This window comes from Phenylobacterium sp. LjRoot225 (genome assembly GCF_964252855.1).
Lineage (GTDB): Bacteria > Pseudomonadota > Alphaproteobacteria > Caulobacterales > Caulobacteraceae > Phenylobacterium.
Genome location: NZ_CAXUPL020000001.1, coordinates 989,546 through 1,014,439, shown reverse-complemented (window position 1 = coordinate 1,014,439; position 24,894 = coordinate 989,546). Strand labels below are relative to the sequence as shown.

The following is a 24,894-nucleotide window of genomic DNA, read 5'->3' as shown; positions in this document are numbered from 1 at the left end:
ACGAGTCCGTCGCGCCTAGTTGGTCAGTCGATCTCGCCGCACCGACAACCGTATGACCAAGCCTTCTGGCCGCCAGTCCCTGGAGAGTTCGCCGCCCAGTTGGCTGGTCACCGTCAGACGCGCCAGCAGGCTGCCGAAGCCCTCGCTTGTCGATTGGCCTCCGATAGGCGGACCGCCCCGCTCGGTCCATTCCAGACAGAACACGTCCGGCTGCTCGGAGCATGCGACGTCGACGCGACCTGTGGGCGTCGAGAGCGCGCCATACTTTGCGGCGTTGGTTGCAAACTCATGCAGCAGCAGGGCGAGGCCGGTCATCGCTCGGCCGGTGATCGGCACATCGGGCCCGGTGACTGCGATCCGCGCGCCGACATCCTCCGGACCGTCGTCGTAGGGCGCTCCAATCGCGCTGATCAAGGCATGAAGCGTCGTCGATCGCTGGGCGGCGGGCTCGAGGTCGGAGGCGGGGGAAAGGGTCAAGGCGTGCGCGCGCGCCAGTGCGGACAACCGCCCTTGCACCGCTGAAGTAAGGTCGCTGACCGTGCCGGCCGAGCGGGCGCTCAGGGCGACCACGCTGCTGGCGACGGTGAAGAGGTTCTTCACCCGGTGATCCATCTCGCGCAGCAGCAGCTGCTGCTGTTCCTGCGCCTGCCGGCGCTCGGTGATGTCGCGCGCGATCTTCGAGGCGCCGACGATCCGTCCCTGGGCGTTGCGGATCGGCGAGATGGTGAGGCTGATCTCGACGAGGCTTCCATCCTTGCGGCGGCGGATCGTATCGAAATGTTCGACGCGCTCGCCCGCGCGGATGCGGCGGAGGATTTCGGGCTCCTCGTCGAGCCGGTCGGCGGGAATGAGCAAGGTGATCGGCCTGCCGATGGCCTCGTCGGGCGTGTAGCCGAACAGCCGCTCGGCGCCGCTGTTCCAGCTGGTGATGACGCCGTCGAGATCCTTGGCCAGGATGGCGTCCTCGGCGGACTCGACGATGGCGCTGAGCTGCTGCGCCGCCCGTTCGGCGTCCCGGCGGTCGCTGATGTCGATCAGCATGTTGACGGCGCCGACGAGGCGTCCGGACGCGTCATGCAAGGGCGTCGGGTACGGGACGAACGGCACCCGGGTTCCGTCAGGGCGTTCTGCGATCGCCTCCAGCCCGCGAGCGGGGCGCCCCTCTCTGAGCGTCACCGCCATCGGACACTGATCGTGGGGGAGAGGGCGACCGTCAGGCCAAAAGAGTCTCCAGGATCCACACCACTGGGCCTGCCCCAGGGCCGGCCGATGTCCCCACAGCGCCGCGGCCGCCTCGTTGTAATAGGTGATCCGACCCGCGGCGTCCGTGACGTAGACAGCGGCGGCCAGGGCGTCCAACACTTGGCGGTCACCCAGTTCACTTTGGAACAAGGCCGCGTCCGTGGGGTGAAAAGCGGCGTGTTCGAGCCGTGTGGACCCGAGTCCTGCCTGATCGGTCGTGCCATCCATGGCGGGGCTATCCAGTCAAGGCGACGCCGGTCTACGCCGACGACTTAGCTTTGACCCTGAATGTGGCGATAGTGAAGTCGGTCTGATGACGACATGGCTGACACGCCTGGCGACTTCGCCGGACAGGTAGAAACAAAAAAGGCCCGCAGTCGCCTGCGGGCCCTTGTCTTGTCGGCTGAAGAGGATCAGCGCCGGTCGATCGAGGTGTAATCCCGCACCGGCGCGCCCGTGTAGAGCTGGCGCGGACGGCCGATCTTCTGCGACGGATCCTCGATCATTTCCTTCCACTGGGCGATCCAGCCGACCGTCCGCGCGAGCGCGAAGAGGACGGTGAACATTTCCGCCGGGAAGCCGAGGGCCCGCAGGGTGATGCCCGAGTAGAAGTCGACGTTCGGATAGAGCTTGCGCTCGACGAAGTAAGGGTCGTTGAGCGCGATCTTCTCGAGCTCCATGGCGACCTTCAGCAGCGGGTCGTCGGCGTGGCCGACTTCCGCCAGGACTTCGTGGCAGGTCTTCTGCATGACCTTGGCGCGCGGATCGTAGTTCTTATAGACCCGGTGGCCGAAGCCCATCAGGCGATACTTCCGGTCCTTCACGCCCTGGACGTACTCGGGGATGCGGTCGACCGAGCCGATCTCGATCAGCATGTTCAGCGCTTCTTCGTTCGCGCCGCCGTGGCTCGGGCCCCAGAGGCAGGCGATGCCGGCGGCGATGCAGGCGAACGGATTGGCGCCCGACGAGCCAGCCAGGCGCACCGTCGAGGTCGAGGCGTTCTGTTCGTGGTCGGCGTGCAGGATGAAGATGCGGTCCATCGCCCGGGTCAGGACGGGGTTCGGCTTCCAGTCCTCGGCCGGGACCGAGAAGCACATGCGCAGGAAGTTCTCGGCGTAGGAGAGCTCGTTGCGCGGATGGACGAAGGGCTGGCCGCGGAAATATTTGAACGCGCGGGCGGCGATCGTCGGCATCTTGGCGATCAGCCGGTGCGACGAGATCATCCGCTGCTCGGGATCTTCGACGTTGGTGCTGTCGTGGTAGAAGGCCGAGAGGGCGCCGACCGCGCCGACCATGATCGCCATCGGGTGCGCGTCGCGCCGGAACCCGCTGAAGAACTTGTCGAACTGGTCGTGCAACATCGTGTGGTAGGTGATGTTGTGTTCGAACTCGGTGAATTGGGCCGCGTTCGGCAGCTCGCCGTGCAGCAGCAGGTAGCAGACCTCGAGGAAGCTGGACTGTTCGGCCAGCTGATCGATCGGGTAGCCGCGGTGCAGCAGGACGCCCTTGTCACCGTCGATGAAGGTGATCTTGCTCTCGCAGCTGGCGGTCGAGGTGAAGCCCGGGTCAAAGGTGAAGACGTCGGTCTCGCCATAGAGCTTGCGGATATCGACCACGTCCGGGCCCGCGGTGCCCTTCAGGACCGGTAGCTCGACCGTCTTGTCGCCGATGCCGAACTTCGCCGTATCGCCCATGCCAACCCCTTTCATCGGAAACGTAACGCTCGTTTGAGCGGGCCTTATACTCGTTTACGGAGCGGGCGAAAGCACATCGTCAAGTCGGCCGAGGCTTTCGTGTTTCCCCAGTGAAACCAGAGCTCCAGCCAGGTCCGGCGCCGGCGAGCCGCCGGCAAGGACCGCGCGCAAGGCGGGACCGAACTTGCCGATGCCAACCCCTTCCGATTCCGCAAAGGCGCGGATCTGAGTCTCCAGCTCGGCGACCTGCCAAGCTTGGGTTTCAGTCAAGACATGTCGGAGGCGTGAAAGACGGGCCCGTGTCTCTTCGGTGAGCAGGGCCTGCGCCTTTTCGGGCAGTTCCAGCGGGCGCTGCCGGAGCACGAAGACGGTGGCGTCGGCCAGCTCCAGCGTGGTCTTGGCCCCGTCCCGCACCAGCGGAACGGTCCGCTCCAGCACGGGCAGGTCGGCCTCGCGCAGTTTCCAGTCCCGGCTTTTGTGAATTTCGGCGACCAGGGCGGTCAGCCGGCTCACGTCCGCCTGACGGATATAGTGGTTGTTCAGGTGGTTCAGCTTGGCCCAGTCGAGTCGGGCCGGGGCGCCCACCACGTCCTTGATGTCGAACCAGGCGACGGCCTGCTCGTCGGCGAAGATCTCGTCGTCGCCGTGGCCCCAGCCGAGCTTGGCCAGGTAGTTGCGCATCGCCTCGGGCAGATAGCCCATGTCGGCGAACTCGCCGACCGCCTGGGCGCCGTGGCGCTTGGAGAGCTTGGCGCCGTCGGGCCCGTGAATCAGCGGCAGATGCGCCCAGACCGGCGTCTCCCAGCCCAGGCCCTCATAGATAAGCGTCTGGCGCGCGGCGTTGTTCAGGTGGTCGTCACCGCGGATCACGTGGGTCACGCCCATCTCATGGTCGTCCACCACGACCGCCAGATTGTAGGTCGGCGTGCCGTCAGTGCGCAGCAGGATCAGGTCGTCGAGATCCTTGTTCTGGAAGGTCACGCGGCCCTTCACCTGATCGTCGATCAGGGTCTCGCCCTCGATAGGCGCCTTCAGGCGAACCACGAACGGGCGGTCGGGAGCGTCGTTCGGCGAAAGGTTGCGCCAAGGCGAGCGCACGACGCGGCCTTCCGCGCGCGCCAGCGTCCGTTCCGCCTCGAGCTCTTCCGGCGTCATGTAGTCGCGATAGGCCGAGCCTCGCGCCAGCATCTCGTCGACGGCCTTCACGTGGCGGTCGGCGCGGCTCGCCTGGAACACGGGGGTCTCGTCCGCCTCGAGGCCCAGCCACGCCAGCCCGTCGAAAATCACCTGCACGGCGTCCTTGGTGGAGCGCTCGCGGTCGGTGTCTTCGATGCGAAGCAGGAACTTGCCGCCCGTGTGGCGAGCGTAAAGCCAGTTGAAAAGCGCCGTGCGGGCCGTGCCAATATGCATCGAGCCGGTGGGCGAGGGGGCGATCCGGGTGACGACGGGGCGGTCAGACAGCGAGGGGGCGGACATCGATGAGGCTGATTTTGATGAGGTTGCGCCCGCCGGCGGCGGCCGGGCCGCGCCTCTTAGCACGGGGATTCGCCCGCCTCCTAGCCCGGCCGCCGTCCGGGCCTGGATCGCTGAGCAGGTTGCGCGGCAGGGCGGGCGCTGGAAGCTCTGGGCGCCGGTGGCGTTCGGCGCAGGGTCAGGGATCTATTTCATCCTTCTGCGCGAGCCGCAGGCCTGGGTCGCCTGGCTCATGCTGGCCGTCGCCGGCCTCCTTCTGGCGGGCGCACGCCGAACCTCGGCGCCCGTCGCCGCCAGCCTGGCGCTGATCGCCTGCGGGCTGGCCGGCTTTTCGGCGGCCAAGATCCGCATCGAGCGCGTCAAGGCGCCCGTCGCCGCCGAAACGGCGGCGCCCCAGCGGCTAGAAGGCTGGGTGCTCGACGTGGCCTCGCCTGGCCAGGGCGGCCAGAGGCTGCTGATCGCCCCCTATCGACTGGGCGAGCTGGTCCCGGAGGCGACCCCGATCCGGGTGCGGGTCACCCTGCGCGGCGGCGCGCCGATCCCCGCCCCGGGCGACGCCGTCAGCCTGACCGCGGTGATCAACGCCCCGCCGCCGCCGGCCAGCCCGGGCGCCTACGACTTCGCCCGTGACGCCTTTTTCGACAGCGTGGGCGGGGTCGGCTTCGCGCTCAGTCCGCCGCGGCCCTGGTCGGCGCACGGCGAGCCGCCCTGGCGGCTGCGGATGGCCATGAAGATCAACCGCCTGCGCTGGACGATGACCGAGCGGATCGTCGGTATTCTGGGCCCGGAGACCGGCGGCCTGGCCGCCGCCATGACCACCGGCCAGTCGGCCTATATCCCGCAGAGGCAGGTCGACAATCTGCGGGCGTCCGGTCTGGCGCACATCATCTCCATCTCCGGCGTGCACATGGCGATCGTCGGGGGCTTCACCTTCGCAGGGCTGCGCCTGCTGATCGCCGCCTGGCCCTGGTTGGCGCTGCGGATCAACGGCAAGAAGGCCGCCGCGGCCGTGGGCCTGGCGGCGGTTCTGGCCTATCTGGTGCTGTCCGGCGCGCCGCCGCCGGCCGTCCGCGCCGCGGTGACCGCGTCCATCGCCTTTTGCGCCGTCCTCGCGGACCGCCAGGCGATCAGCCTGCATTCGCTCGCCGTCGCGGCCTTCGTCGTGCTTCTGCTGCAGCCGGAGGCGGTGACCCAGCCCGGGTTCCAGATGTCGTTCGCCGCGACCGCCGCCCTGGTGGCGCTGGCCGGCGTGTGGCCGCGGCCGGTCAAGGAGATCAACACGCCCTGGCCGATCCGCCTGGTGCAGGGCGCGGGGACCTGGATCCTCGCCGGCGCCGCGATCAGCCTGGTCGCCGGCCTCGCCACCGCGCCGTTCGCCATTCAGCATTTCAACCGGGTCTCGACCTGGGGCCTGATCTCCAACCTGCTGGTCGAGCCGATCTCCTCGCTGCTGATGATGCCTGCGCTCGCCGTCGGGGCGGTGCTGATGCCCTTCGGACTGGAGGTCGGGCCATTGCGGCTGGCGGGCTTCGCCATCGGCCTGATCAACCGGATCGCCGAAGCCGCGGCGAACGCCCCCTACGCCCAGGTGATCATCGCCAGCGGGCCGGCCTGGACCCTGCCGGCCACCTTCCTGGGGCTCTTATGGATCTGTCTCTGCCGCGGGCCGCTGCGCTGGCTCGGCCTGCCCCTCGCCCTGGCGGTAAGCCTGGTTCCCAAGCCCGCGGCGCCGGACGCCTGGGTCAGCGCTGACGGGGCGGCGGTGGCGGTGCGGGCAGGGCGCGAGGCGCTGCTGTTCCGCCCGGACGTGAAGCTGTTCGGCGCCGAGCTCTGGTCGCGGCGGCGCGGCCTGGCGCCCGTCGCGAGCCAGCCGGCGCGGGACGCGGCCTACGATTGCGACCGCCAGAGCTGCGCCCCGCGACCTTCGGCGCCGGTGCGGCTGGCGGCGACCTGGAACCTCAAACGCCCCTTGCCCCCGGGCCGGTTGAACGCTCTCTGCTCAGCGGCCGAGGTGGCGGTGCTGCGCAACGACGTCCGTCCCGAGGGCTGCGCCGCGCCGCTCGTCCTCACCGGCGCGGACTTCCGCCGCGGCGGTTCAGCTGAGCTCTATCGCGCCCCCGACGGCCGCTGGCGGGTGGTCTGGGCCCAGCCGTCGCGCGGACGCAGACCCTGGACCTGGGGACTCGATCTGCGCTGAGCGCGGGATGGATGCTAGTAGCGAGCGGCGTCCTTGGCGGCGTCGTTGGCCGCGCCGGCGGCTTCCTTGGCGGCGTCCGCAGCCTTGTCGGCGTGATCGGTCGCCGCCTCGGCGCTGGCGTTGGCCACCTCCGGCATCGAGGTCGCCTGGCTGGCGTCGGCCGCAGCGTTGGCGGCGGCGGCTTCCTGGCTGGCGGTGCTGGCGCTGTCCTCGGCCTTCACGGCCTCGGTCTTCTTGCTGCAGGCGGCGCCGGTCAGGGCGATGGCGGCGATGGCCGCGACGGTGATGATCCGCATTCGAGATGTCCCTTGGTACGGCCGGACCTAAGCCGTCCGGCCCGCCGCTAACGCATCGCGACGCTCAAGGTTCGCCCCCGGTCAGTGATATCGGCGGATCAGGCCGACGAGCTTGCCCTGCACGGCCACCTGGTCGGGGCCGAAGATGCGGGTCTCGTAGGCCGGGTTGGCGGCTTCCAGCGCGATCGAGGCGCCCTTGCGACGAAGCCGCTTCAGGGTGGCTTCCTCGCCCATCACCAGGGCCACGACGATGTCCCCGGAATTGGCCGCGTCGGTCCGCCGGATCACCACATAGTCGCCGTCGAGAATGCCGGCGTTGATCATCGAGTCGCCCTGCACCTCGAGGACGAAATGCTCGCCCGCGCCCAGCAGGGTCTCCGGAACCGGGAGGCGGTCGCGCTCCTGCTGGATGGCCTCGATCGGCGTGCCGGCGGCGATGCGGCCCAGCACCGGCAGGTCGCGGCTGTCGTTCGCCGCCAGCGGCGCGCCCGGGGGGGATTCCACCAGTTGCGGCTTGAACGGGGCGCGGCCCTTGGGCGGCGCGGCGGCGGTGGCCTGCTGCGGCAGCTTCACCACCTCGAGCGCCCGCGCCCGGTGCGGCAGCCGGCGAAGGAAGCCGCGCTCCTCGAGCGCCGTGATCAGCCGGTGGATGCCCGACTTCGACGCCAGGTCCAACGCTTCCTTCATCTCGTCGAAGGAGGGCGAGACGCCGGTCTCCTTGATCCGCTCATGGATGAACATGAGCAACTCGTGCTGCTTGCGGGTGAGCATGACGGCGACACCTTAAGACCTGGCGCTTCAAGGAACAAAGCGCAAACGCTTCAAATGTTCTCTAGGTGTTCCGGGTTAATGTCAAGTTACTGGCGACCGCGCTGAAATTGCGAAGCTTTCCGCTGGCGAAGGACTTCTGCTGCGGGCTGTTGATTCGAGGTTTCGGCGTCGCTGCCTACGCCGCCGGCGCTTGCACCCCAGCGAGCAGGGCGCGGGTGGCGGCGGTGACGTCGGCCTGGCGCATCAGGCTCTCGCCGACCAGCATGGCGCGGGCGCCGCAGCGCTCCAGCCGGGCCGCGTCTTCGGCGGTGAACAGCCCGCTTTCGGTGACCAGCAGGGCGTCCTTCGGCGCGAGCGCCGCGAGCCGTTCGGTGACGCCCAAGTCGGTGACGAAGGTGCGCAGGTCGCGGTTGTTGACGCCCACCAGGTCCGCGCCCAGGGCGCCGGCGCGGGCCATCTCGGCCTCGTCGTGCACCTCGACCAGGGCGTCCATCTCGAAGCGCCGGGCCTCGGCCATCAGGGCGGCGGCGACGGCGTCGTCGACCATGGCCAGGATCACCAAAATGGCGTCCGCCCCCAAGGCGCGGGATTCCGCGACCTGCCACGGGTCGACCAGGAAGTCCTTGCGGATGCAGGGCAGGGCGACGGCGTCGCGGGCGGCGGTCAGGTATTCATCCGCGCCCTGGAAGCTCGGGCCGTCGGTCAGCACCGACAGGCAGGCCGCGCCGCCTGCCTCATAGGCCTTGGCGAGCTTCGGCGGATCGAAGTCGGCGCGGATCAGGCCCTTGGACGGCGAGGCCTTCTTGATCTCGGCGATCAGCGCCAGGCGGCCAGGCCCATGGGCCCGCTCCAGCGCGGCGCGGAAGCCGCGCGGCGGGCTAGCCTTGCGGGCGGCGGCCTCCACGTGAGCGGTCGCGCGCTCGGCCTTGCGGGCGGCGACCTCCTCCAGCTTGTAGGCGGCGATCTTGGCGAGGATGTCGCTCATACGGGCTCCGGAGCCTTGGTGACGGCGATCAGGCGCGCCAGCGCGCCGGCGGCGCGGCCGTCGTCGATCACGGCGGCCGCCAGCTCGACGCCCTCGCGCAGGGTCTCGACCTTGTCGGCCACCAGGAAGGCGGCGGCGGCGTTGAGCAGGACGATGTCGCGATAGGCGCCCTTGGCGCCGTCGAGCAGCGCGCTCAGAGCCGTAGCGTTGTGCGCCGGCGGTCCGCCGGTCAGGTCGGCGAGCGCCGCGCGCGGCAGGCCGACGGCTTCCGGCGTGACGCGGAACAGGCGCACCTGGCCGTCGCGCCATTCGGCGACCTGGGTCTCGCCCGTGGTGGTGATCTCGTCCATGCCCTGACCGTGGACGGTCCAGGCCCGCTCGGCGCCCAGAGCCCCCAGCACGCGGGCGAGCGGCTCGACCCAGCGGGTGTCGTAGACGCCGAGCAGCTGGCGCTTGGCGCCGGCCGGATTGGTCAGCGGCCCCAAGAGGTTGAAGATGGTGCGGAAGCCCAGCTCGGCGCGGATCGGCGTCACGTGGCGCATCGCTCCGTGATGGGCCGGGGCGAACATGAAGCAGATGCCGGCTTCCTCCAGCGCCTTCACCTGCTGGTCGGGCGTGGCGGCGATGTTGACGCCGAGCGCGGCCAGCACGTCCGCCGCGCCGGACTTCGACGACAGCGCCCGGTTGCCGTGCTTGGCGACCTTCAGGCCCCCGCCGGCGGCGACGAAGGCCACGGCGGTGGAGACGTTGAGGGTGTGCAGGCCGTCGCCCCCGGTGCCGCAGACGTCGATCGTCTCGAACGGGTGGTCGAGCATGACCGCGGCCCGGCGCATGGCGCGCGCCGAGGCGGTGATCTCGCCGACGGTCTCGCCGCGCAGCCGCATCGCCGTCACGGCGGCGGCGACCTGGGCCGGGGTCGGCTCGCCGCGCAGGCAGGCGGCGAAGAACTCGCCGGCGTCCTCTTCGGAGAGGGTCGCGCCGTCGGCGAGGCGGTTCAGCAGCGGTTTGAAGGCGTCGGACATGGCGCGGGGCTCAGACCTCGGCGAGGCGCCTCACGCCGGCGATGTCGAGGAAGTTGGCCAAGAGCTCGTGGCCGCATTCCGTGGCGATGGATTCCGGGTGGAACTGCACGCCGTGGATCGGCCGGGTCTTGTGCTGCACGCCCATGATCTCGCCGTCGTCGGTCCAGGCGGTGATTTCCAGCACCTCCGGCGCGGTCTCTTTCTCGATGGTCAGGCTGTGGTAGCGGGTGGCGGTGAAGGGGTTCTTCAGCCCCGCGAAGACGCCCTTGCCGGTGTGGTGGATCGGGCTGGTCTTGCCGTGCATCAGCTGGCGCGCGCGGATCACCTTGCCGCCGAAGGCCTGGCCCATGGCCTGGTGGCCGAGGCAGACGCCGAAGATCGGCAGGTCCTCGGGCGCCGCCGCCAGCAGGCCCAGGCAGATGCCGGCCTCGTTCGGCGTGCAGGGGCCGGGCGACAGCAGGACGCCCTGCGGCTTCAGGCCCAGCGCCTCCTCGACCGAGAGGGCGTCATTGCGCTTGACGAGCGTGTCCGCCCCCAACTCGTTCAGATAGTGGACGAGGTTGTAGGTGAAGCTGTCGTAGTTATCGATCACCAGGATCATGCGCCCTCTCTAAGCTCTGGTCGCGCCCGAGCCAAGGGCGCCATGGCGCCTCGCCACGGATCACGCGATCCTCTCCAGATGGCGATGAACGATTCGGCCCTCAACCCCGAAGAGACGGCGCGCATCCGCGCCCTCCTGAAGCCGCGGAAGAAGACGGAGCGGATGTGGCCCCTGCTGGGCGCCGCCTTCCTCGCGGCCGTCTCGGCGCTCGCCTTTGCCGCCGCCATGATCGTCGCCCCGCCGGTCGTCAGCCAGCACGTGGTGCAGAGCGCGCCCTGAAGGGGCTGGCGACAGACCGCTCCAGCGTGGCACGATCGCGCCGCCGGCCCGCTGAACGCCCCGAGAGGCGCCAGCGCCGGCTTGGAGGACGGACAGATGAGAGGCGACCACGCGGACGTCCAGGAGCTGATCGACCGGCAACGCATCTGGGAATGTCTGCTGCGCTACACGCGCGGCATGGACCGGCTCGACCGGGACCTGGTGCTGTCGGCCTATCATTCCGGCGGGATGGAGGACCACGGCGTCTTCATCGCGCCGTTCGAGGTCTTCACCGACCAGGCGCTCGGCTTTCACCGGGACGCCGAGGTGCGGACCCAGCACATCATGAACAACCACTGGTGCGAGATCGACGGGGATGTGGCGCATGCGGAGACCTACGTCGCCTGCTACGCCGTCACGTCCGCGGGCAAGGAGAGCTATTCGCTCGGCCGGTTCATCGACCGGCTGGAGAAGCGGGGCGGGCGCTGGGGCATCGTCGATCGCGTCTGCGTACGGGAAGGCTCGACCGACCTCCCGAGCAACGGAGCCCTGGAAAATTTCGCGCCGGAGCCCCGGTCGTTCGCCCGCCCGACCCGCGACCGCAACGATCCGTCCTATCTGCGGCCGCTGAAGGTCTGGCAAGCCTAGGATCCTTCCGCCAGCGAGGGCGAAGCTTTGGAAGACGAAGCACAGACCGAAGGCCGCGGGCCGCTGGCTGGACGGGTCGCCCTGGTCACCGGCGCCTCCTCGGGAATAGGCGAGGGCGCGGCGCTGGCCCTGGCGGCGGCGGGCGCCGCGGTGGCGGTCACCGCCCGGCGGGCGGATCGGCTGGTGGATCTGGCGCGGCGGATCACCGAGGCGGGCGGGACGGCCCTCGCCCTGCCGGGGGACGCCGGCGACGAGGCGGTGGCCGCCGGCGTCGTGGCGCAGACGCTGGAGCGCTTCGGGCGGCTGGACATCCTGGTGAACTCGGCCGGGATCATCCGGGAAGGCGGGGTCGAGGGGGCGGACACCGCCGAGTGGCGACAGGTCCTCGAGGTGAACCTGCTGGCCTGCCTCTACTTCTGTAAGGCGGCTCTCGGGCCGATGAAGGCGCAAGGGCGCGGCGACATCATCAACATCACCTCGCTGGCGGCCCGGCAGGCCGGCGGGCCGTTCGGCTCCTATGGGGTCAGCAAGTTCGGCCTCGCGGCGATCACCGAAGGATTGCGTCAGGAGGTCGGGGGCTCTGGAATCCGCGTCTGCGCCATCGAGCCGGGCGCCACGGCCACCGAGGTGGCGGAGGGGGTCAAGGATCCGAACCTGCGGCAGTTCCTGCGCGACTACGTCGCCCGCGACGGCGGGATGAAACCTGAGGACGTCGCCGACGCCATCGTCTTCGTCGTTTCCCTGCCGCCGCGCGCCAATGTCTCGCGCCTGCGCATCCGCCCGACGATCGACACCGTGGCGCATCCGGCGATGGCGACCAACGAGGGGTTCATTCCCTAGGTGCGGCGGCCATGGCGTATGCCGCAAACGCCCCCTCCGTCGGCTTCGCCGACACCTCCCCCGTTTCACGGTGGAGAATCTGGGCCGCGATGCTCCACCGTGAAACGGGGGAGCTCCCGCGAAGCGGGTGAGGGGGCGTTCGGCGCCGCGTCGAGGGAACGCGAACTTTCGGTGATGGTGTGGACGGCCCTCACGGGCCGGCCGCCGGGTTCACGGCGATGCGGCCTGGGGCGCCCTCGGCGACGGATCGGCGGGGGTGGTCTCCGGTTCCGGCGGGTCCAGCCATCGCAGCGCCATGAGCGGCGATCCCGCAGCCCCGCCGTCGATCTCTTCCTGGGCCCAGGCCTCCTCAGCCAGCCGGCCCCAGTCGGGCGCCAACCCTAAGTCCCGGCAGACCATCGCTATGATCTCGCTGACCGGCTTGGCCGAGAGGTCGCCGTAGATGTCGTCGTGGTCGAGGCGCTCATAGGCCTCGTCGGCCAGCCGGTCGACCTCGGCCTCGTCGCCGACCTCGGTCCGGATCATCCGCTCGACGATGCGCTCCACGCGCGCCTTGCGCGCGGCTTCGCGCTGCTGGCGCTCCCGGCCGGCGTCGGCCGCTTCGCCGGCCCGCTTGCGGGCTGCGGCCGCGTCGATCTCCTGGAGGTCCTTCACCAGCCTGGACTGCAGGGCGACCGTCAGGCGCACGGCCCGAGACACCCGCCCGTAGGCCAGGGCGAGGCCCTGCACCACCTGAACCGCCTCAGGCGTACCCGCCTCTGGAGAGCCCGCTTCGGCCGCCATCACCTGCCGCTCGACGGCGAGCGCAATGTTGAGCCCCGCCTCGGCCAGCCGGCCCAGGAGCCCGAGCTGACGCTCGATCAGCGCGCGCGCCATGCCCTCGGCCCCGGCGGGCGCCGGGCCGTCGCCTTGGCCTGGGAGGGTTGAGACTGTCGCGGGTTCGGGCATGTGAGAACAAAGAGTGAACAAATGGAGCTGATTTGTCAAGTTGCTCGCCGCGGAATCCGGCGGCGGGGGCCGGCCGTATGCGATCCAGGGATTTCAATTCTGGGACGGTGAGGCGCGCTGGGGATAGGCATCCTGTCCCCGGGATCTCCTATTCGCGGACGAGGCCGGGCGGTTCTCGGAATCGCTCAGGCAGCTCAGGCAGATGGCCCCTCGTCTGCGCGCTCCACTGCTCCGCAGAGTCTCCCAGCTGGATCGTGATCACGAACGCCAGATAGGCGAGTTCCTGCGCCCACAGCGTCGCTCTGTAGGCATCCCGGCAACATCCAAAGGGTGTGCGACCTCCATGGCACCGCCGATCTGTATTCATTTCCTCGTTCAGCACGTGGCTCGAGGGATGTCGCATCGTATTGGTCGTCACAGCCACGAAATCGCGGATTTCCTACTGGCTCCGCTCAAGGGGGGGCGGGGCGACAGACGTCTCTGTTGTCATCCGTTGGGCGGCCTCAGCCGCCTGTCGCATCCAGGACAATGGCGACGGTCTTGCCCCGGGACAGCGGATCCCATCCCGCCACGATGGCCGAGGCGATGGCCTTGGCCACGACGTGGGGCGGGATCTGCGCCGGCTGCAGCAGCGGCGTCCCGCGTCGCGGCGCCGGCGCCGGCGGAAATTCGAGCACGGCTTCGCGCTGCCCTTCCTGGTGACGCACGGCGATCGCCATGCCGCGCCAACCGGCGGCGTCGCTGGACCACTGGGGCTGGCGTTGAACGCGCCAGACGTAGGGCTCGCCATCGACTTCGATGTCGAGCTCAAGGGTTCGCTTTTTGTGCGACATGCCAGGGCGTTATCCCGGCAGCCGCCCACACGCCACCCCAACTCGTGCGAAATCGGAGGCGCGGGGACAATCGGAGCTACGGGGGAATATGGGGGCAGCATACTCATCCCTCGGGTGTGAATGGGGAGGCGCGAGATGCGTCCCCGCCTTCAATCTCACGGTAGATGCGAGACCGGCGGGCATCATGGCCGCCATGAGATCTATGGCTCCTGGTGTTCTGGGGAACGCCTGACCTATCTCGCCTGTGATCTCGGTGTGCATGTCCAGCCATCGGCCACAGGCGGCTCCCTGCCGGCCGCTCGCCCCCTCCACCATGGGCTCTTCGCTGCGCTCGGCCCGTGGTCCCCCGCCCCCGCTTCGCAGGGGAGGAGCGGTCTTTACGCGAACCGCCGGCTGGGACTTGTGGAGGGCCGTCGCCTACCGCTTCTGCGGTTCTCCCGCCTGGGACTCGCTCTTGGCGTTCGACGCCAAGTCCTGTTCGGCGACGGCGGCCAGTCCCGCCGCCGAGGGCTGGGGCGGGGTCTCGACAGTCTTTGGCGTCTCCGGCTTGGGGAAGGGGACTGGGCTGGCGCTCAATGTGCTCAAGAACGCGATAAGGTTTGCGCGGTCCTGCGCCTTGCGGAGGCCGGCGAAAGCCATCTTGTTGCCGGGAACATCCTTGGCCGGATTGAGCAAATAGTGGTCGAGCCGCTCATATGTCCAGCTGCCGGTCTGCGCCGCCAAGGCGCTGGAATATGTGAAAGTCCCGCGAGAGGCGACGGGACGCCCCACGACGCCCCAGAGACCCGGACCGATGCGGTCCTGGCCGCCTTGATCGAAGGTGTGACAGGACGAGCAGACAAGCGCGGTCTGTCGGCCTTTTTTCACGTCCGCAGCCGCGAGCAATGTCCCCAGATCGACCTGCGGCGCCGGCGCTGCGAGAGCTGGCGGCCTTTCGGCGCTCGAGGGAACCGCGACTTTCTCAATATTGCTCATGTAGCCGCGAAGCTTCGCGCGGCCCGGCTGGCTCAAGCCGCCCGGCCAGCTCTTCTGGAGGGAGGCGAGATCGACAGCGGGTTCGTTCACACCGGGAACCTTGTAGGCCGGTTCGGTGACGTAGGTCTCGGGGAATACGAGGTCGGTCGTCCAGCGAAGGACAGAAATCAACAGAACGACGCCCGCGATTGCGGCGCCAAACTTGAATTTCTCCCAGCCATCCATCACGCGCACCCGCTGTCGTCAGGCGCGATCTCCTGTGCGCCTGGACCGGGCCGACGCTCCGGTATTTGATCCGGGTCCATTCGATCCAAATCCGTCAAGGAGCTTTGCCGAAGAAGATGATCCGCGTCCAGAACGTGTAGTCAGATTCAATGGCCATGAGGAGAACAAGAGTCCCCAAGCAGAGGGGAGGGACGAGAATGGCGTACACCAAGGCGAGGCGTTCCCAGGCCATGTGCATGAAGATGGCGACGATCAACCCCGCCTTCAAAAGCATGAATGTAAGGATGAGCACCGTCCTTAGAACGCCCTCGACCTGAAAATAGTCGACGAGGTAGGACATCGCGCTGAGGACGAACAGGTAACCCCAGACCTTCAGATAGAGTCCGATGGGATGTTGCCCCGGCGCGTGAGCCGTCTGCGATATCCTGGCCGGCGCCGTTTCGTGCAATGAAGCAGGTTGGGGGGCGACTTGGGCCGCCTGTTGAATGACGCGTGGCGCGACGTCGTCGCTGTCGGCCGTCATCTTTTTCATCCTTACCAAAGATAAAATAGCGCGAAGATGAAAACCCAGACGAGATCGACGAAATGCCAATAGAGCCCGGCGATTTCGACGGCCTCGTAATTGCCCTTCCGCTCGTAACGTCCGCGCGCAACCTTGGATGCGATGACCGAAAGGTAGATCACGCCGCCCGACACATGCAGGCCATGGAAGCCGGTGATCATGAAGAAGCAGGCGCCGAATTGCGCGGCCCCCATGGGGTTTCCCCAAGGACGCACGCCCTCTTCGACAATCAACTTGGTCCATTCGAACGCCTGCATGCCGACAAAGGTCGCGCCGAACGCTGCGGTCGCGAGCATCAGGAGCGTCGTCTTCAGGCGATCGCGGCGATAGGCGAAGTTGACCGCCATCGCCATCGTTCCGCTGCTGCTGATCAGGACGAAGGTCATGATGGCGATCAGGATGAGCGGGATCGGGCGGCCGCCAATGGTCAGGGCGAAGACTTCGCTCGGGTTTGGCCACGGCGCCGTGGTCGACGCGCGCATCGTCATGTAGGAGGTCAGGAAGCAGGAGAACACGAAGGTGTCGCTCAGCAGGAAGATCCACATCATGGCCTTGCCCCAGTGGACCTGCTTGAACACCTCCTGGTCCGACGACCAGTCGGCGGCAAGGCTCCGCAAGCCCTGCGCGGGCGCAACGCTGTCTGCGGTCTCAGTCAATGGGGTCGGCGTCATCTTCGATTCAACAATAAAAGCCCAAACATCACGAGCCAGACCAGCAACAGGAAGTGCCAATAGATCGCACAAAGGCCGACGCTCTGCCTGACCTCGGCCACCTCGGCTCTCCGCAATACTTTGACGGTCGTTCGCCCCCACACCGCCAGGCCGCCCAGCAGGTGCAGACCGTGCAGCGCGGTCATGAGGTAGAAGAAGGCGCTCATGGTCGTGGCCGTCATGCCGCAACCGGCGTCTTCGAGTTGCCGCCATACGGTCAGTTGGCCCGCCAGGAAGACAAGGGCGAGGACGCCGCCGGCGATGAGGCCTGCCCGCAAGTTCTCCATCTGTCCCCGGCGCCCGGCGACGTGGGCCCATTGCCAGGCCGCACTGCTGAGGATCAGAACGCCAGTGTTGAACCACAGGAGCGGCGGCCAAAACATCGGCTTCCAATCCGGTTGTTGGCCCGTACTCGGTCCATGCCCGCCCATGCGCATGACGAAGGTCACGGCGATCAGCAGGAACATGACCGTCGCAACGCCGAAGTAAACGCGAAGACCAACCGCGGCCGCAGGCAAGGACGCCAGGCTTCCCGCATCCGGCTCGGTCAATGGATCCACGCCCGGCGCCAGCCAGGGCTTCTCGGTCAGTCTACCTAAAAGGCCCACATCTCATTCTCCGGCAGGATTTGGTGTCGCGTGATCACGGATCACGCCGTCATGCGGAACATTTTGTGGAATGAAATCCTGTGGCGCGTCTGGCACGCTGTAGTCGTAAGCCCAGCGATAGACCACAGGGAGCTTGGGCCCCCAATTGCCATGAGCCGGCGGCGTCTGAGGCGTCTGCCACTCCAGCGTCGTGGCGCCCCAGGGGTTGGGGTCGGCCTTGGGGCCTTTGAACAGGCTCCAGATCATATTGTAGAAGAAGAGGATCTGCGCGACGCCGACAACCAGGGCGGCGATCGTGATGAACTCATTCGCCAGATGGGCCGAGGGCGGAATGAACGCCGTCTCGCCCAGAGCATAGTATCGCCGCGGCACGCCGAGGAAGCCCAGGTAATGCATGGGCAGGAAGATTGCATAGGCCCCGAGGAAGGTGACCCAGAAGTGGATGTGGGCCAATGTCGCGTTCCACATGCGCCCGGTTATCTTGGGGTACCAGTGATAGATCGCCCCGAAGATCACCAGGACGGGCGACACGCCCATCACCATATGGAAATGGCCGACGACGAAAAAGGTGTCGGACAGGGGCACATCCACACTGACATTGCCGAGAAACAGGCCGCTCAATCCACCGTGTATGAAGGTGAAGATGAAACCGATGGCGAATAGCATCGGGACTCTGAGGTGAATGTCGCCACGCCAGAGAGTCAAAATCCAGTTGTAGACCTTGATGGCGGTCGGGACTGCGATGACCAGAGTCGATGTCGCGAAAAAGAACCCAAAATAGGGGTTCATCCCGCTGATATACATGTGGTGCGCCCACACGAACATGCTGAGGGCGCCGATCACGACAATCGCCCACACCATCATTCTATAGCCGAAGAGATTCTTCCGCGCATGGGTGCTGATGAGATCGGAGACGATGCCGAAGGCCGGCAAGGCGACGATATAGACCTCGGGATGCCCGAAGAACCAGAACAGGTGCTGGAACAGCAGGGGGCTGCCGCCGTTGAAGTTCGTCTGCTGGCCCATCGACACCAGCGACGGCATGAAGAAGCTCGTGCCGACCACGCGGTCCAGCATCATCATGACGGCGCCGACAAACAGGGCCGGAAACGCCAACAGCCCGAGGATGGCCGCGACGAAGATGCCCCAGACCGTGCACGGCATGCGCATCAAGGTCATGCCGCGCGTGCGGGCCTGCAGCACGGTGGTGACATAGTTCAATCCGCCCATGGTGAAGGCGACGACGAAGATCGCCAGGGAGGCCAGCATGAGAATGATCCCCCAGTGCTGCCCTGGGGTTCCCTCGAGAATGGCTTGCGGCGGATAGAGCGTCCAACCGGCCCCGGTCGGACCGCCGGGCGCAAAGATGCTCGCCACCAGCACGAGCACGGCAAGCAAGTAAATCCAATAGCTTAGCATGTTCACAAACGGGAAAACCATGTCCCGCGCGCCAATCATCAGCGGGATCAGGTAATTCCCGAATCCGCCGAGCAGCAACGCGGTCAACAGATAGACCACCATGATCATGCCATGCATGGTCATAAACTGAAGATAGGCGCTGGGCGTAATGAACTTGAACGCGTCCGGAAATCCAAGCTGCAGCCGCATGAGATCGGACAACACCAGGGCGACCACGCCGACCGCGATGGCCGTCACCGAATATTGTATGGCGATGACCTTGTGATCCTGACTCCAAATATATTTCCCCACCCACGTCTTTGGATGGTGAAGCACCCCGGTGTCGTCTGCGATGGTGTAGGCCATTGCGCTCCTCAATTCACGGATTGGGTCGGCCAGCTTCCGCCCTCAATTGCGCGAAGGTCGGTTGCTGAAGGAGCCACGCATCAAAGGCGGGCTCTTCGTCTACAACCATGGCGCCTCGCATCGTGTAATGGCTGACTCCACAAAGCTCAGCGCACAGGATTTCGAACGTTCCTGTACGCGTCGGCGTGAACCAGAAATAGGTGATCATCCCCGGCACCAGATCCATTCTGGCGCGGATCTGCGGCACAAAGAAATCGTGCAGGACGTCTTTGGATCGAAGAACGACCTTGACTGGCCGGCCGCGCGGAAGGTGCACTTCACTGCTTTCCACGAGAATGTCGTCCCGTCCGAAAGGGTCGTCGGGACTGAGGCCGAAGGGATTGTCGGCGCTAATCTGTTGCGAGTTGACCGTCCCCAATACGCCGTCTTTTCCAGGAAACCGAAAGCTCCACTGCCATTGCTGGCCCACGGCTTCGACGACCGAGGCGTCCTTCGGCACCGTGACGAATTCTTTCCAGGCGATCAGGCCAGGCGCCAGGAGGGCGGCGATGCCGACCGCCGTCCAAACGGTCAGCCGCCGCTCGAGGGCCACGCTTTCGGGGTCGTAGTGGGCCCGATGACCTCGGCCATGCCGGTAACGGAAGATCGAAAAGGCCAGGAACAGATTCAGCACGACAAAGAAGAAGCCGCAGACCCACATCGTGACGTGGAGGGCGGTATCGATCGATTTCCAATTGGACGCCAACGGCGTCAGCCACCAGGGCGACAGCAGTTGAAACGCAATCGAGAGCAAGACCAGCACAGCTATTGCGATTGCTATGGCCATGACTGGTCCCGCCTAACAGCTGATCTTCAGCCGTCGTGCGTCTTGGCCTCGGAGCTCCTTAAGAGGTCGGAGATATGTTCGATCGACGCCGGGCCTGGCGTCGCCAAGAAGACCAGCGCCGATGCGGCGCTGCTGTACCTTCGCTTGTGTCAGTGCCGCCCGGGTCATCATCGACACCCTCGAACACCCACGCGGCGGAAGCCTCACATCCCGCGGCCATTGTTGGCTTGCGGCAGGGTGCGGGAACCACCTCGTTCATCACCGACTATATAGTTTTATGGCGCCAAGAGGAAGCTGCGCCAAAGCGCGCTCAGCCCGCACCCCTTGCCGCCAGAGCTTAAGGGGAGACGCCCATGTTGCTGATCTCGCTCGGGGCGCTTTGCATCATCGTCGGCATCGTTCTCGCGACCGTGCGGACGCTGCGAGGCGGCCGCCTTAGCCAGCCTCACCGCCTCACGACCGACGAAGCCTCTGATACGCTGGAGCCCAGCGGGCGCGGTGACCGACTGAACCTGGCGGCCGACCTGCCGGGCATCGGCCTCGCACTCGTCGGCGCAGTCCTGATCTTTGTCGGCGCCTTTATCTAGCTGCAAGCCGCCAGGCGCGGGATCTTTGGGGTAGGAGTCGTGTCCCCAGATCCCTGGCGTCAGCCGCCTGTCGCATCCAGGACAATGGCGACGGTCTTGCCCCGGGACAGCGGATCCCATCCCGCCACGATGGCCGAGGCGATGGCCTTGGCCACGACGTGGGGCGGGATTTGCGCCGGCTGCAGCAGCGGCGTCCCGCGTCGCGGCGCCGGCGCCGGCGGAAATTCGAGCACGGCTTCGCGCTGCCCGTCCTGGTGACGCACGGCGATCGCCATGCCGCGCCAACCGGCGGCGTCGCTGGACCACTGGGGCTGGCGCTGAACGCGCCAGACGTAGGGCTCGCCATCGACTTCGATGTCGAGCTCAAGGCTTCGCTTCTTGTGCGCCATGCAAGGGAGTTATCCCGGCAGCCGCCCACACGCCACCCCAACTCGTCGCGTGGGGGGCCTACTCGAACCGCCAGCTTTCCTCGGCGGCGCGGCGCAGGGCGCGGGATTTGTGGAGGGTCTCGTCGTACTCGGCGTCGGGATCGGAGTCGGCGACCACCCCGCCGCCGGCCTGGACGTACATGGTCCCGTCCTTCACCAGGGCGGTGCGCAGGACGATGCAGGTGTCGACCGAGCCGTCGGCGCCGAAATAGCCGACGCCGCCGGCGTAGCCGAGGCCTCGCTTCTCGATCTCCAGCTCGTCGATGATCTCCATCGCCCGCACCTTGGGCGCGCCCGACAGCGTGCCGGCGGGGAGGGCGGCCATCACCACGTCGACCGGATCCAGGCCGTCGGGGGCGTCGCCCTCGACGTTGGAGACCAGGTGCATGACGTGGCTGTAGCGCTCGATGAAGAAGCTGTCGGTGACCCGCACCCGCGGCGGCCGGCGCCGGCCGGATTCGGCGGGCGGGGCGTTGGCGCCGCCGTCCTTCAGCATCGCCACGCGTCCGACGTCGTTGCGGCCAAGGTCCAGCAGCATCAGGTGCTCGGCCCGCTCCTTGGGATCGGCCAGCAGCTCCTGTTCGAGCGCCAGGTCTTCTTCGGGGGTCGCCCCGCGGGGGCGGGTGCCGGCGATCGGCCGGATGGTGATCTTGCCGTCGCGCAGCCGCACCAGGATCTCCGGCGAGGAGCCGACCAGCTGGAAGTCGCCGAAGTTCAGGTAGAACAGGAAGGGCGAGGGGTTCATTCGCCTGAGAGAGCGGTAGAGGGCGAACGGATCGCGGCGGAAGGGCGTGCGGAACCGGTGGCTCGGCACCACCTGGAAGATGTCGCCGGCGCGGATGTATTCCTTCGCCCGCTCGACGATCGCCTTGTAGTCGTCGCGCGAGATCGGCGTGGTGAAGCCGTCCGGCTCGGGCTGGCCGTCGCCCTTGAGCTGGGGCGTCGGACGGCGCAGGTCGGCCAGGACCGTCTCGATCCTCGCGCGGGCGGCGGCGAAGGCCTCCGTCGCCGAGCCCTCGCCAGGCCGTACCTGGGTCACCAGGATGATCTCCTGGGCGATGGCGTCGAAGATGGCGACGATCGAGGGGCGCGTCATCACCCCGTCGGGCAGGCCCAAGGTGTCGGGATTGACGTTCGGCAGGCGCTCGACCAGCCGGATCATGTCGTAGCCGATCGCCCCGAACACGCCGGCGGAGGGCGGCGGCAGGCCGGCCGGCAGCTCGATGCGCGAGGCGGCCACCAGGTCCTTCAAGGATTCCAGCGCGCCGCCGGGCTGGGCCACGAAGCGGCCGGCGGCGATCGCCTCGGCGCCCTGGGCGATCTCGGCCTGGTCGCCGCGGCAGCGCCAGACGAGGTCCGGGTTGAGGGTGATGATCGAATAGCGGCCGCGCCAGGCGCCGCCCTCGACGGATTCGAAGAGGAAGGCGTAGGGCCGGCCGTGGCCGATCTTCAGATAGGCGGAGACCGGCGTCTCCAGGTCGTCGATCAGCCGGGTCCAGACCAGCTGGGGCGCGCCGGCGTCATAGGTGGTCTGGAAGGCCGCGAACTCGGGCTCAAGCTTCACTTCGCCGGCTCCGTCTTGCCCTTCGCGGTCGTGTCCTTCGTGGTGAGGGGCTCCAGGCCGATGGCGGTGCGGGCGAGGTTGTAGTCGACCTTGGTCTTGAGCGTCTGGCGGGCCGCGCCCTGGGCGCTCTGGCCAATTTCCCGGAAGATGGTCTGGGTCATCTGCGGGCGGGCCTGTTCGGTCAGCTGGGCGAGCTGGGCGGGATCGCCGACGTGGGTCGCCTCGACCTTGCCGACCGCCATGTCGAAGCCGCGGCCGCGGGCGGTGAACACCTCGCCCGGCTTGCCGCCGAACACCGCGCCGAGGATCTCCTGCGACATCAGCGGGTTCTGCGGGCCGGTCCGGCGATCGACGCCGGGAACGCGGGTCAGCTTGGCGCCGGAGCTGGCGGCCACCGCCTCCAGGCTCTCGCCCTTACGGACCCGGGCGGCGAGCGCCTCGGCCTTGGCCTGCATGGCCTTGCCGACCTCGCGCATCATCCAGGCCTGGGTCAGCTGAGGCTTGATCGCCGCCAGCGGCGGCATGGCCGGCGGGACGACCTTCTCCACCCGGACGGCGAAGTACTCGCCGTTCCCGGCCTCGACCACCTCGCTCTCGCCGCCGCTGGGCAGGCTAAACGCGGTGTCCATCAGCTTCTGGGTGAGGCCGCCGACCGGCTGGCCCTGCTGGTCGCGGCCGTCCTTCGATACCGGTCCGATGGTGGTCGCCGCGACCCCGGCCTTCTCGGCGGCCTCGGTGAGGTTGGCGCCCTTCTGATGGGCGTCGCTATAGGCCTCGGTCAGGGCGTAGACCTTCTCGGAGGCGGCGTCCTTGCGCAGCTCGGCCTCCAGGGCTGGGCGCGCCTCTTCGAAGCTCACCGTCTTGCCGGGCGTGACGCCGGTGATCTTCACCACCGCAAGGCCCAGGTCGCCCTGGACCATGCTGACCTGGCCGGGCTGCAGCTTGAAGGCGGCGGCCGCGACCTTGTGGTCGGCGATCGCGCTCTGCGGCTTGCCCTCGTAGGCGATGGCGTCGACGCCGACGGCCTTGGCCACGGCGGCGGGATCCTCGCCGCGCTGCAGGCGCGCGCTGATGGCCTGGGCGGCGGGGGCGTCCTTCGCCGGGATCTGCACGAGACTGCGGGTCTCCGGCGTGGAGAGGGTGTCCTTGCGGAAGTCGTAGCGCTTCTTCAGCTCGGCCTCGTCGACGGCGAGGTTCGCGCCGACCATCAGCGGGCTGAAGCGCACCAGGGTGAGAACCCGGAACTCCGGCAGGGTGAGCTGGGCCGCGTTCTCCTTCATGAAGGCGGTCAGCTGGGCGTCCGTCGGCGCGGCCGGCTGGGGCACGCTGGCCGGACCGACGGTCAGATAGGCGACGTCGCGGTTCTCCAGCGCATAGATGGCCGCCATGGCCGAATAGGCGCGCGGGATCTGCAGCGAATTGGTCAGGGCCGCGACCAGGTGCTGCTGGGCCATCTCATCGCGCAGCATGCCTTCGAACCCTGCGACGGTCATGTCGTTCTGCGCCAGCCGCTGCTCATACTGCTCCTTGTCGAAGCGGCCGGAGACGGAATCGAAGAAGGCCGGGATCTTGGCGATCTGCTCGACGACTTCCTTGTCCGAGGGCCGCACGCCGATCTTGTGCAGCAGCTCGGCGAAGGCTTCGCGGGTGGCGACGCCCTGCAGCACCTGACGGTCCAGGCCGTTGGCGGCGGCGACCTCGGCGGTGATGGGCTGGCCCATCTCCTGCTCGGCGCGCTTGCGCATCTGGTCGAATTCGCGCCGGAAGTCGGTGGGCGAGACCTTTCGCGAGCCGGCGACCACGACCGAATTGCTGACGTTCTTTTCGAAGATGTCGTCGAGGCCGAAGACCGCGAAAGCGACAACCAGCAGTCCGATCAGCACAGCGGCGACCCAGGATTTCGCAAAGGTGCGGAAGGCGGTGAGCATTTAATCCCTTTCAGGGGCGCAAGAAGCGTCGTCGGTATAGTGGAGGCCGCTTGCCCGCGGCAAGCGCGTGACAGACGCGGCCGCTTGGCTTAACCGCCCGGCTGACCGCAGATATTCGTGAGGGCCAATGACCACGCCGACGCCGCTGATCGCCGGAAACTGGAAGATGAACGGGCTGGCGAGCTCGCTCGCCGAAGCCAAGGCTGTGGCCGAGGGGGTCGGAACCACCTCGGTCCGGGTGGGAATTTGCCCGCCGTCCCTGCTGATCCATCGGATGACCGAGGCGCTGGCGGGCACGAAGGTGCTGGTCGGCGGCCAGGACGCCCACACCGACGACACGGGGGCCTTCACTGGCGACATCTCCGCCGAGATGCTGGCGGACGCCGGCGCGAAGCTGGTGATCCTCGGCCACTCCGAGCGGCGCGACGCCTATCGCGAGAGCGACGCGCTGGTGGCGAAGAAGGTGCTGGCCGCCCTGCGGCACGGCCTCGAACCGATCATCTGCGTCGGCGAATCGCTGGAGCAGCGCAAGGCCGGCCAGGCGCTCGAGGTGGTGACCGCGCAGGTGAGGGGGTCGTTGCCCGCGGAACTGAAGGGCAAGGCCTTCGCCGTCGCCTACGAGCCGATCTGGGCGATCGGCACGGGGCTCACCCCGAACAATCCGCAGATCGAAGAGATCCACGGCGCCATCCGCGAGACGCTGACCGCGATGTTCGGCGAGGACGCCGACAAGGCGCCGATCCTCTACGGCGGCTCGGTGAAGCCCAGCAACGCCGCCGAGATCCTGCACGCCCGCGAAGTCGGCGGCGCCCTGGTCGGCGGGGCTTCGCTCAAGGCCGAGGACTTCCTGGCGATCATCCGGGCGGTGTAATCCGACCCGAACTGTCATCCCGGTCTTCGCTTCGCGAA

General features: G+C 67.7%; 25 protein-coding genes. 6 read left to right on the top strand and 19 right to left on the bottom strand.

Features of this window, described 5'->3' with window-relative positions; all coding sequences use genetic code 11:
- Positions 1-15 precede the first annotated feature (15 nt).
- The 3 genes from ACSQ2B_RS04935 to gltX all read right to left on the bottom strand — a co-directional run bounded on the left by ACSQ2B_RS04935 (position 16) and on the right by gltX (position 4,412).
- On the bottom strand, positions 16-1,470 hold the full coding sequence (locus ACSQ2B_RS04935; RefSeq protein WP_436047864.1) for a PAS domain S-box protein: 1,455 nt from the start codon (positions 1,468-1,470) through the stop codon (positions 16-18).
- Between the two features lie 185 nt (positions 1,471-1,655).
- The gene (gene gltA / locus ACSQ2B_RS04930; RefSeq protein WP_436047862.1) at positions 1,656-2,936 is read right to left on the bottom strand and encodes a citrate synthase; all 1,281 of its coding nucleotides are present in this window, start codon (positions 2,934-2,936) and stop codon (positions 1,656-1,658) included.
- 54 nt (positions 2,937-2,990) lie between these two features.
- Positions 2,991-4,412, bottom strand: a complete 1,422-nt coding sequence (gene gltX, locus ACSQ2B_RS04925) for a glutamate--tRNA ligase (RefSeq protein ID WP_436047860.1) — start codon at positions 4,410-4,412, stop codon at positions 2,991-2,993.
- Positions 4,413-4,569: 157 nt separating this feature from the next.
- On the opposite strand from gltX, the gene ACSQ2B_RS04920 reads away from it, so the two are divergent.
- Entirely contained in the window at positions 4,570-6,606 is a 2,037-nt protein-coding gene (locus ACSQ2B_RS04920) for a ComEC/Rec2 family competence protein (protein ID WP_436047858.1), read from the top strand.
- A 14-nt stretch (positions 6,607-6,620) separates the two neighbouring features.
- On the opposite strand, the gene ACSQ2B_RS04915 is transcribed toward ACSQ2B_RS04920, so the two are convergent.
- The 5 genes from ACSQ2B_RS04915 to ACSQ2B_RS04895 form a co-directional block, all read right to left on the bottom strand.
- Positions 6,621-6,902, bottom strand: a complete 282-nt coding sequence (locus ACSQ2B_RS04915) for a hypothetical protein (protein WP_436047856.1) — start codon at positions 6,900-6,902, stop codon at positions 6,621-6,623.
- A gap of 81 nt (positions 6,903-6,983) precedes the next feature.
- On the bottom strand, positions 6,984-7,673 hold the full coding sequence (gene lexA / locus ACSQ2B_RS04910) for a transcriptional repressor LexA (RefSeq protein ID WP_436047854.1): 690 nt from the start codon (positions 7,671-7,673) through the stop codon (positions 6,984-6,986).
- A 175-nt stretch (positions 7,674-7,848) separates the two neighbouring features.
- Complete coding sequence (gene trpC / locus ACSQ2B_RS04905) at positions 7,849-8,658, bottom strand: indole-3-glycerol phosphate synthase TrpC (RefSeq protein WP_436047852.1); 810 nt, start codon at positions 8,656-8,658, stop codon at positions 7,849-7,851.
- Positions 8,655-9,680: an anthranilate phosphoribosyltransferase gene (trpD, locus tag ACSQ2B_RS04900; protein WP_436047850.1), complete on the bottom strand. Its 1,026-nt coding sequence runs from the start codon at positions 9,678-9,680 to the stop codon at positions 8,655-8,657. Before trpD ends, trpC begins: the two co-directional genes overlap by 4 nt.
- A gap of 10 nt (positions 9,681-9,690) precedes the next feature.
- Positions 9,691-10,281 (bottom strand): anthranilate synthase component II, encoded by a 591-nt coding sequence (locus ACSQ2B_RS04895; protein WP_436047848.1) that lies wholly within the window; start codon positions 10,279-10,281, stop codon positions 9,691-9,693.
- Positions 10,282-10,359: 78 nt separating this feature from the next.
- Between ACSQ2B_RS04895 and ACSQ2B_RS04890 the strand changes: the two genes are divergently transcribed.
- The 3 genes from ACSQ2B_RS04890 (at position 10,360) to ACSQ2B_RS04880 (ending at position 12,027) form a co-directional block, all read left to right on the top strand.
- Positions 10,360-10,560 carry a hypothetical protein gene (locus ACSQ2B_RS04890; RefSeq protein WP_436047846.1) on the top strand — a complete coding sequence of 67 codons (201 nt, stop codon included), beginning with the start codon at positions 10,360-10,362 and terminating at the stop codon, positions 10,558-10,560.
- Positions 10,561-10,656: 96 nt separating this feature from the next.
- Positions 10,657-11,187 (top strand): nuclear transport factor 2 family protein, encoded by a 531-nt coding sequence (locus ACSQ2B_RS04885; protein ID WP_436047845.1) that lies wholly within the window; start codon positions 10,657-10,659, stop codon positions 11,185-11,187.
- Positions 11,188-11,214: 27 nt separating this feature from the next.
- On the top strand, positions 11,215-12,027 hold the full coding sequence (locus ACSQ2B_RS04880) for an SDR family oxidoreductase (protein ID WP_436047844.1): 813 nt from the start codon (positions 11,215-11,217) through the stop codon (positions 12,025-12,027).
- 210 nt (positions 12,028-12,237) lie between these two features.
- Here the strand turns inward: ACSQ2B_RS04880 and ACSQ2B_RS04875 are convergent, their stop codons facing one another.
- The 8 genes from ACSQ2B_RS04875 to ACSQ2B_RS04840 all read right to left on the bottom strand — a co-directional run bounded on the left by ACSQ2B_RS04875 (position 12,238) and on the right by ACSQ2B_RS04840 (position 19,478).
- Positions 12,238-12,903, bottom strand: a complete 666-nt coding sequence (locus ACSQ2B_RS04875) for a hypothetical protein (RefSeq protein ID WP_436047843.1) — start codon at positions 12,901-12,903, stop codon at positions 12,238-12,240.
- Between the two features lie 575 nt (positions 12,904-13,478).
- On the bottom strand, positions 13,479-13,808 hold the full coding sequence (locus ACSQ2B_RS04870) for a hypothetical protein (protein WP_436047841.1): 330 nt from the start codon (positions 13,806-13,808) through the stop codon (positions 13,479-13,481).
- Positions 13,809-14,225: 417 nt separating this feature from the next.
- Entirely contained in the window at positions 14,226-15,008 is a 783-nt protein-coding gene (locus ACSQ2B_RS04865) for a c-type cytochrome (protein WP_436047839.1), read from the bottom strand.
- A gap of 94 nt (positions 15,009-15,102) precedes the next feature.
- Positions 15,103-15,531, bottom strand: a complete 429-nt coding sequence (locus ACSQ2B_RS04860; RefSeq protein ID WP_436047837.1) for a cytochrome C oxidase subunit IV family protein — start codon at positions 15,529-15,531, stop codon at positions 15,103-15,105.
- Between the two features lie 11 nt (positions 15,532-15,542).
- Entirely contained in the window at positions 15,543-16,241 is a 699-nt protein-coding gene (locus ACSQ2B_RS04855; protein ID WP_436047835.1) for a heme-copper oxidase subunit III family protein, read from the bottom strand.
- Positions 16,238-16,840, bottom strand: coding sequence for a cytochrome c oxidase subunit 3 (locus tag ACSQ2B_RS04850; protein WP_436047833.1), 603 nt, complete (start codon positions 16,838-16,840; stop codon positions 16,238-16,240). The genes ACSQ2B_RS04855 and ACSQ2B_RS04850 overlap by 4 nt, the downstream gene beginning before the upstream one ends.
- Positions 16,841-16,891: 51 nt before the next feature.
- Positions 16,892-18,652 (bottom strand): cytochrome c oxidase subunit I, encoded by a 1,761-nt coding sequence (locus ACSQ2B_RS04845; protein ID WP_436047831.1) that lies wholly within the window; start codon positions 18,650-18,652, stop codon positions 16,892-16,894.
- A gap of 13 nt (positions 18,653-18,665) precedes the next feature.
- On the bottom strand, positions 18,666-19,478 hold the full coding sequence (locus tag ACSQ2B_RS04840) for a cytochrome c oxidase subunit II (protein WP_436047829.1): 813 nt from the start codon (positions 19,476-19,478) through the stop codon (positions 18,666-18,668).
- A 353-nt stretch (positions 19,479-19,831) separates the two neighbouring features.
- Between ACSQ2B_RS04840 and ACSQ2B_RS04835 the strand changes: the two genes are divergently transcribed.
- Positions 19,832-20,065 carry a hypothetical protein gene (locus ACSQ2B_RS04835; protein WP_436047827.1) on the top strand — a complete coding sequence of 78 codons (234 nt, stop codon included), beginning with the start codon at positions 19,832-19,834 and terminating at the stop codon, positions 20,063-20,065.
- A 59-nt stretch (positions 20,066-20,124) separates the two neighbouring features.
- On the opposite strand, the gene ACSQ2B_RS04830 is transcribed toward ACSQ2B_RS04835, so the two are convergent.
- Genes ACSQ2B_RS04830 through ACSQ2B_RS04820 form a run of 3 tightly spaced genes read right to left on the bottom strand, consistent with a single transcriptional unit; the run spans position 20,125 to position 23,985 of the window.
- A complete protein-coding gene (locus ACSQ2B_RS04830; protein WP_436047826.1) occupies positions 20,125-20,454 on the bottom strand; it encodes a hypothetical protein in 330 nt (109 codons plus the stop codon).
- Positions 20,455-20,512: 58 nt separating this feature from the next.
- Complete coding sequence (gene trpE / locus ACSQ2B_RS04825) at positions 20,513-22,057, bottom strand: anthranilate synthase component I (RefSeq protein ID WP_436047825.1); 1,545 nt, start codon at positions 22,055-22,057, stop codon at positions 20,513-20,515.
- Positions 22,054-23,985 (bottom strand): SurA N-terminal domain-containing protein, encoded by a 1,932-nt coding sequence (locus ACSQ2B_RS04820; protein ID WP_436047824.1) that lies wholly within the window; start codon positions 23,983-23,985, stop codon positions 22,054-22,056. The genes trpE and ACSQ2B_RS04820 overlap by 4 nt, the downstream gene beginning before the upstream one ends.
- 127 nt (positions 23,986-24,112) lie before the next feature.
- On the opposite strand from ACSQ2B_RS04820, the gene tpiA reads away from it, so the two are divergent.
- The gene (tpiA, locus tag ACSQ2B_RS04815) at positions 24,113-24,856 is read left to right on the top strand and encodes a triose-phosphate isomerase (protein ID WP_436047823.1); all 744 of its coding nucleotides are present in this window, start codon (positions 24,113-24,115) and stop codon (positions 24,854-24,856) included.
- The last annotated feature ends 38 nt before the right edge of the window (positions 24,857-24,894 follow it).

What these genes read in the sequence shown, in the direction of transcription:
- ACSQ2B_RS04935 (WP_436047864.1), bottom strand. Translation starts at nt 1,470, where the DNA reads ATGGATGGCACGACCGATCAGGCAGGACTCGGGTCCACACGGCTCGAA.
- gltA (WP_436047862.1), bottom strand. Translation starts at nt 2,936, where the DNA reads ATGGGCGATACGGCGAAGTTCGGCATCGGCGACAAGACGGTCGAGCTA.
- gltX (WP_436047860.1), bottom strand. Translation starts at nt 4,412, where the DNA reads ATGTCCGCCCCCTCGCTGTCTGACCGCCCCGTCGTCACCCGGATCGCC.
- ACSQ2B_RS04915 (WP_436047856.1), bottom strand. Translation starts at nt 6,902, where the DNA reads ATGCGGATCATCACCGTCGCGGCCATCGCCGCCATCGCCCTGACCGGC.
- lexA (WP_436047854.1), bottom strand. Translation starts at nt 7,673, where the DNA reads ATGCTCACCCGCAAGCAGCACGAGTTGCTCATGTTCATCCATGAGCGG.
- trpC (WP_436047852.1), bottom strand. Translation starts at nt 8,658, where the DNA reads ATGAGCGACATCCTCGCCAAGATCGCCGCCTACAAGCTGGAGGAGGTC.
- trpD (WP_436047850.1), bottom strand. Translation starts at nt 9,680, where the DNA reads ATGTCCGACGCCTTCAAACCGCTGCTGAACCGCCTCGCCGACGGCGCG.
- ACSQ2B_RS04895 (WP_436047848.1), bottom strand. Translation starts at nt 10,281, where the DNA reads ATGATCCTGGTGATCGATAACTACGACAGCTTCACCTACAACCTCGTC.
- ACSQ2B_RS04890 (WP_436047846.1), top strand. Translation starts at nt 10,360, where the DNA reads ATGGCGATGAACGATTCGGCCCTCAACCCCGAAGAGACGGCGCGCATC.
- ACSQ2B_RS04885 (WP_436047845.1), top strand. Translation starts at nt 10,657, where the DNA reads ATGAGAGGCGACCACGCGGACGTCCAGGAGCTGATCGACCGGCAACGC.
- ACSQ2B_RS04875 (WP_436047843.1), bottom strand. Translation starts at nt 12,903, where the DNA reads ATGGCGCGCGCGCTGATCGAGCGTCAGCTCGGGCTCCTGGGCCGGCTG.
- ACSQ2B_RS04870 (WP_436047841.1), bottom strand. Translation starts at nt 13,808, where the DNA reads ATGTCGCACAAAAAGCGAACCCTTGAGCTCGACATCGAAGTCGATGGC.
- ACSQ2B_RS04865 (WP_436047839.1), bottom strand. Translation starts at nt 15,008, where the DNA reads ATGGATGGCTGGGAGAAATTCAAGTTTGGCGCCGCAATCGCGGGCGTC.
- ACSQ2B_RS04860 (WP_436047837.1), bottom strand. Translation starts at nt 15,531, where the DNA reads ATGACGGCCGACAGCGACGACGTCGCGCCACGCGTCATTCAACAGGCG.
- ACSQ2B_RS04855 (WP_436047835.1), bottom strand. Translation starts at nt 16,241, where the DNA reads ATGACGCCGACCCCATTGACTGAGACCGCAGACAGCGTTGCGCCCGCG.
- ACSQ2B_RS04845 (WP_436047831.1), bottom strand. Translation starts at nt 18,652, where the DNA reads ATGGCCTACACCATCGCAGACGACACCGGGGTGCTTCACCATCCAAAG.
- ACSQ2B_RS04840 (WP_436047829.1), bottom strand. Translation starts at nt 19,478, where the DNA reads ATGGCCATAGCAATCGCAATAGCTGTGCTGGTCTTGCTCTCGATTGCG.
- ACSQ2B_RS04835 (WP_436047827.1), top strand. Translation starts at nt 19,832, where the DNA reads ATGTTGCTGATCTCGCTCGGGGCGCTTTGCATCATCGTCGGCATCGTT.
- ACSQ2B_RS04830 (WP_436047826.1), bottom strand. Translation starts at nt 20,454, where the DNA reads ATGGCGCACAAGAAGCGAAGCCTTGAGCTCGACATCGAAGTCGATGGC.
- ACSQ2B_RS04820 (WP_436047824.1), bottom strand. Translation starts at nt 23,985, where the DNA reads ATGCTCACCGCCTTCCGCACCTTTGCGAAATCCTGGGTCGCCGCTGTG.
- tpiA (WP_436047823.1), top strand. Translation starts at nt 24,113, where the DNA reads ATGACCACGCCGACGCCGCTGATCGCCGGAAACTGGAAGATGAACGGG.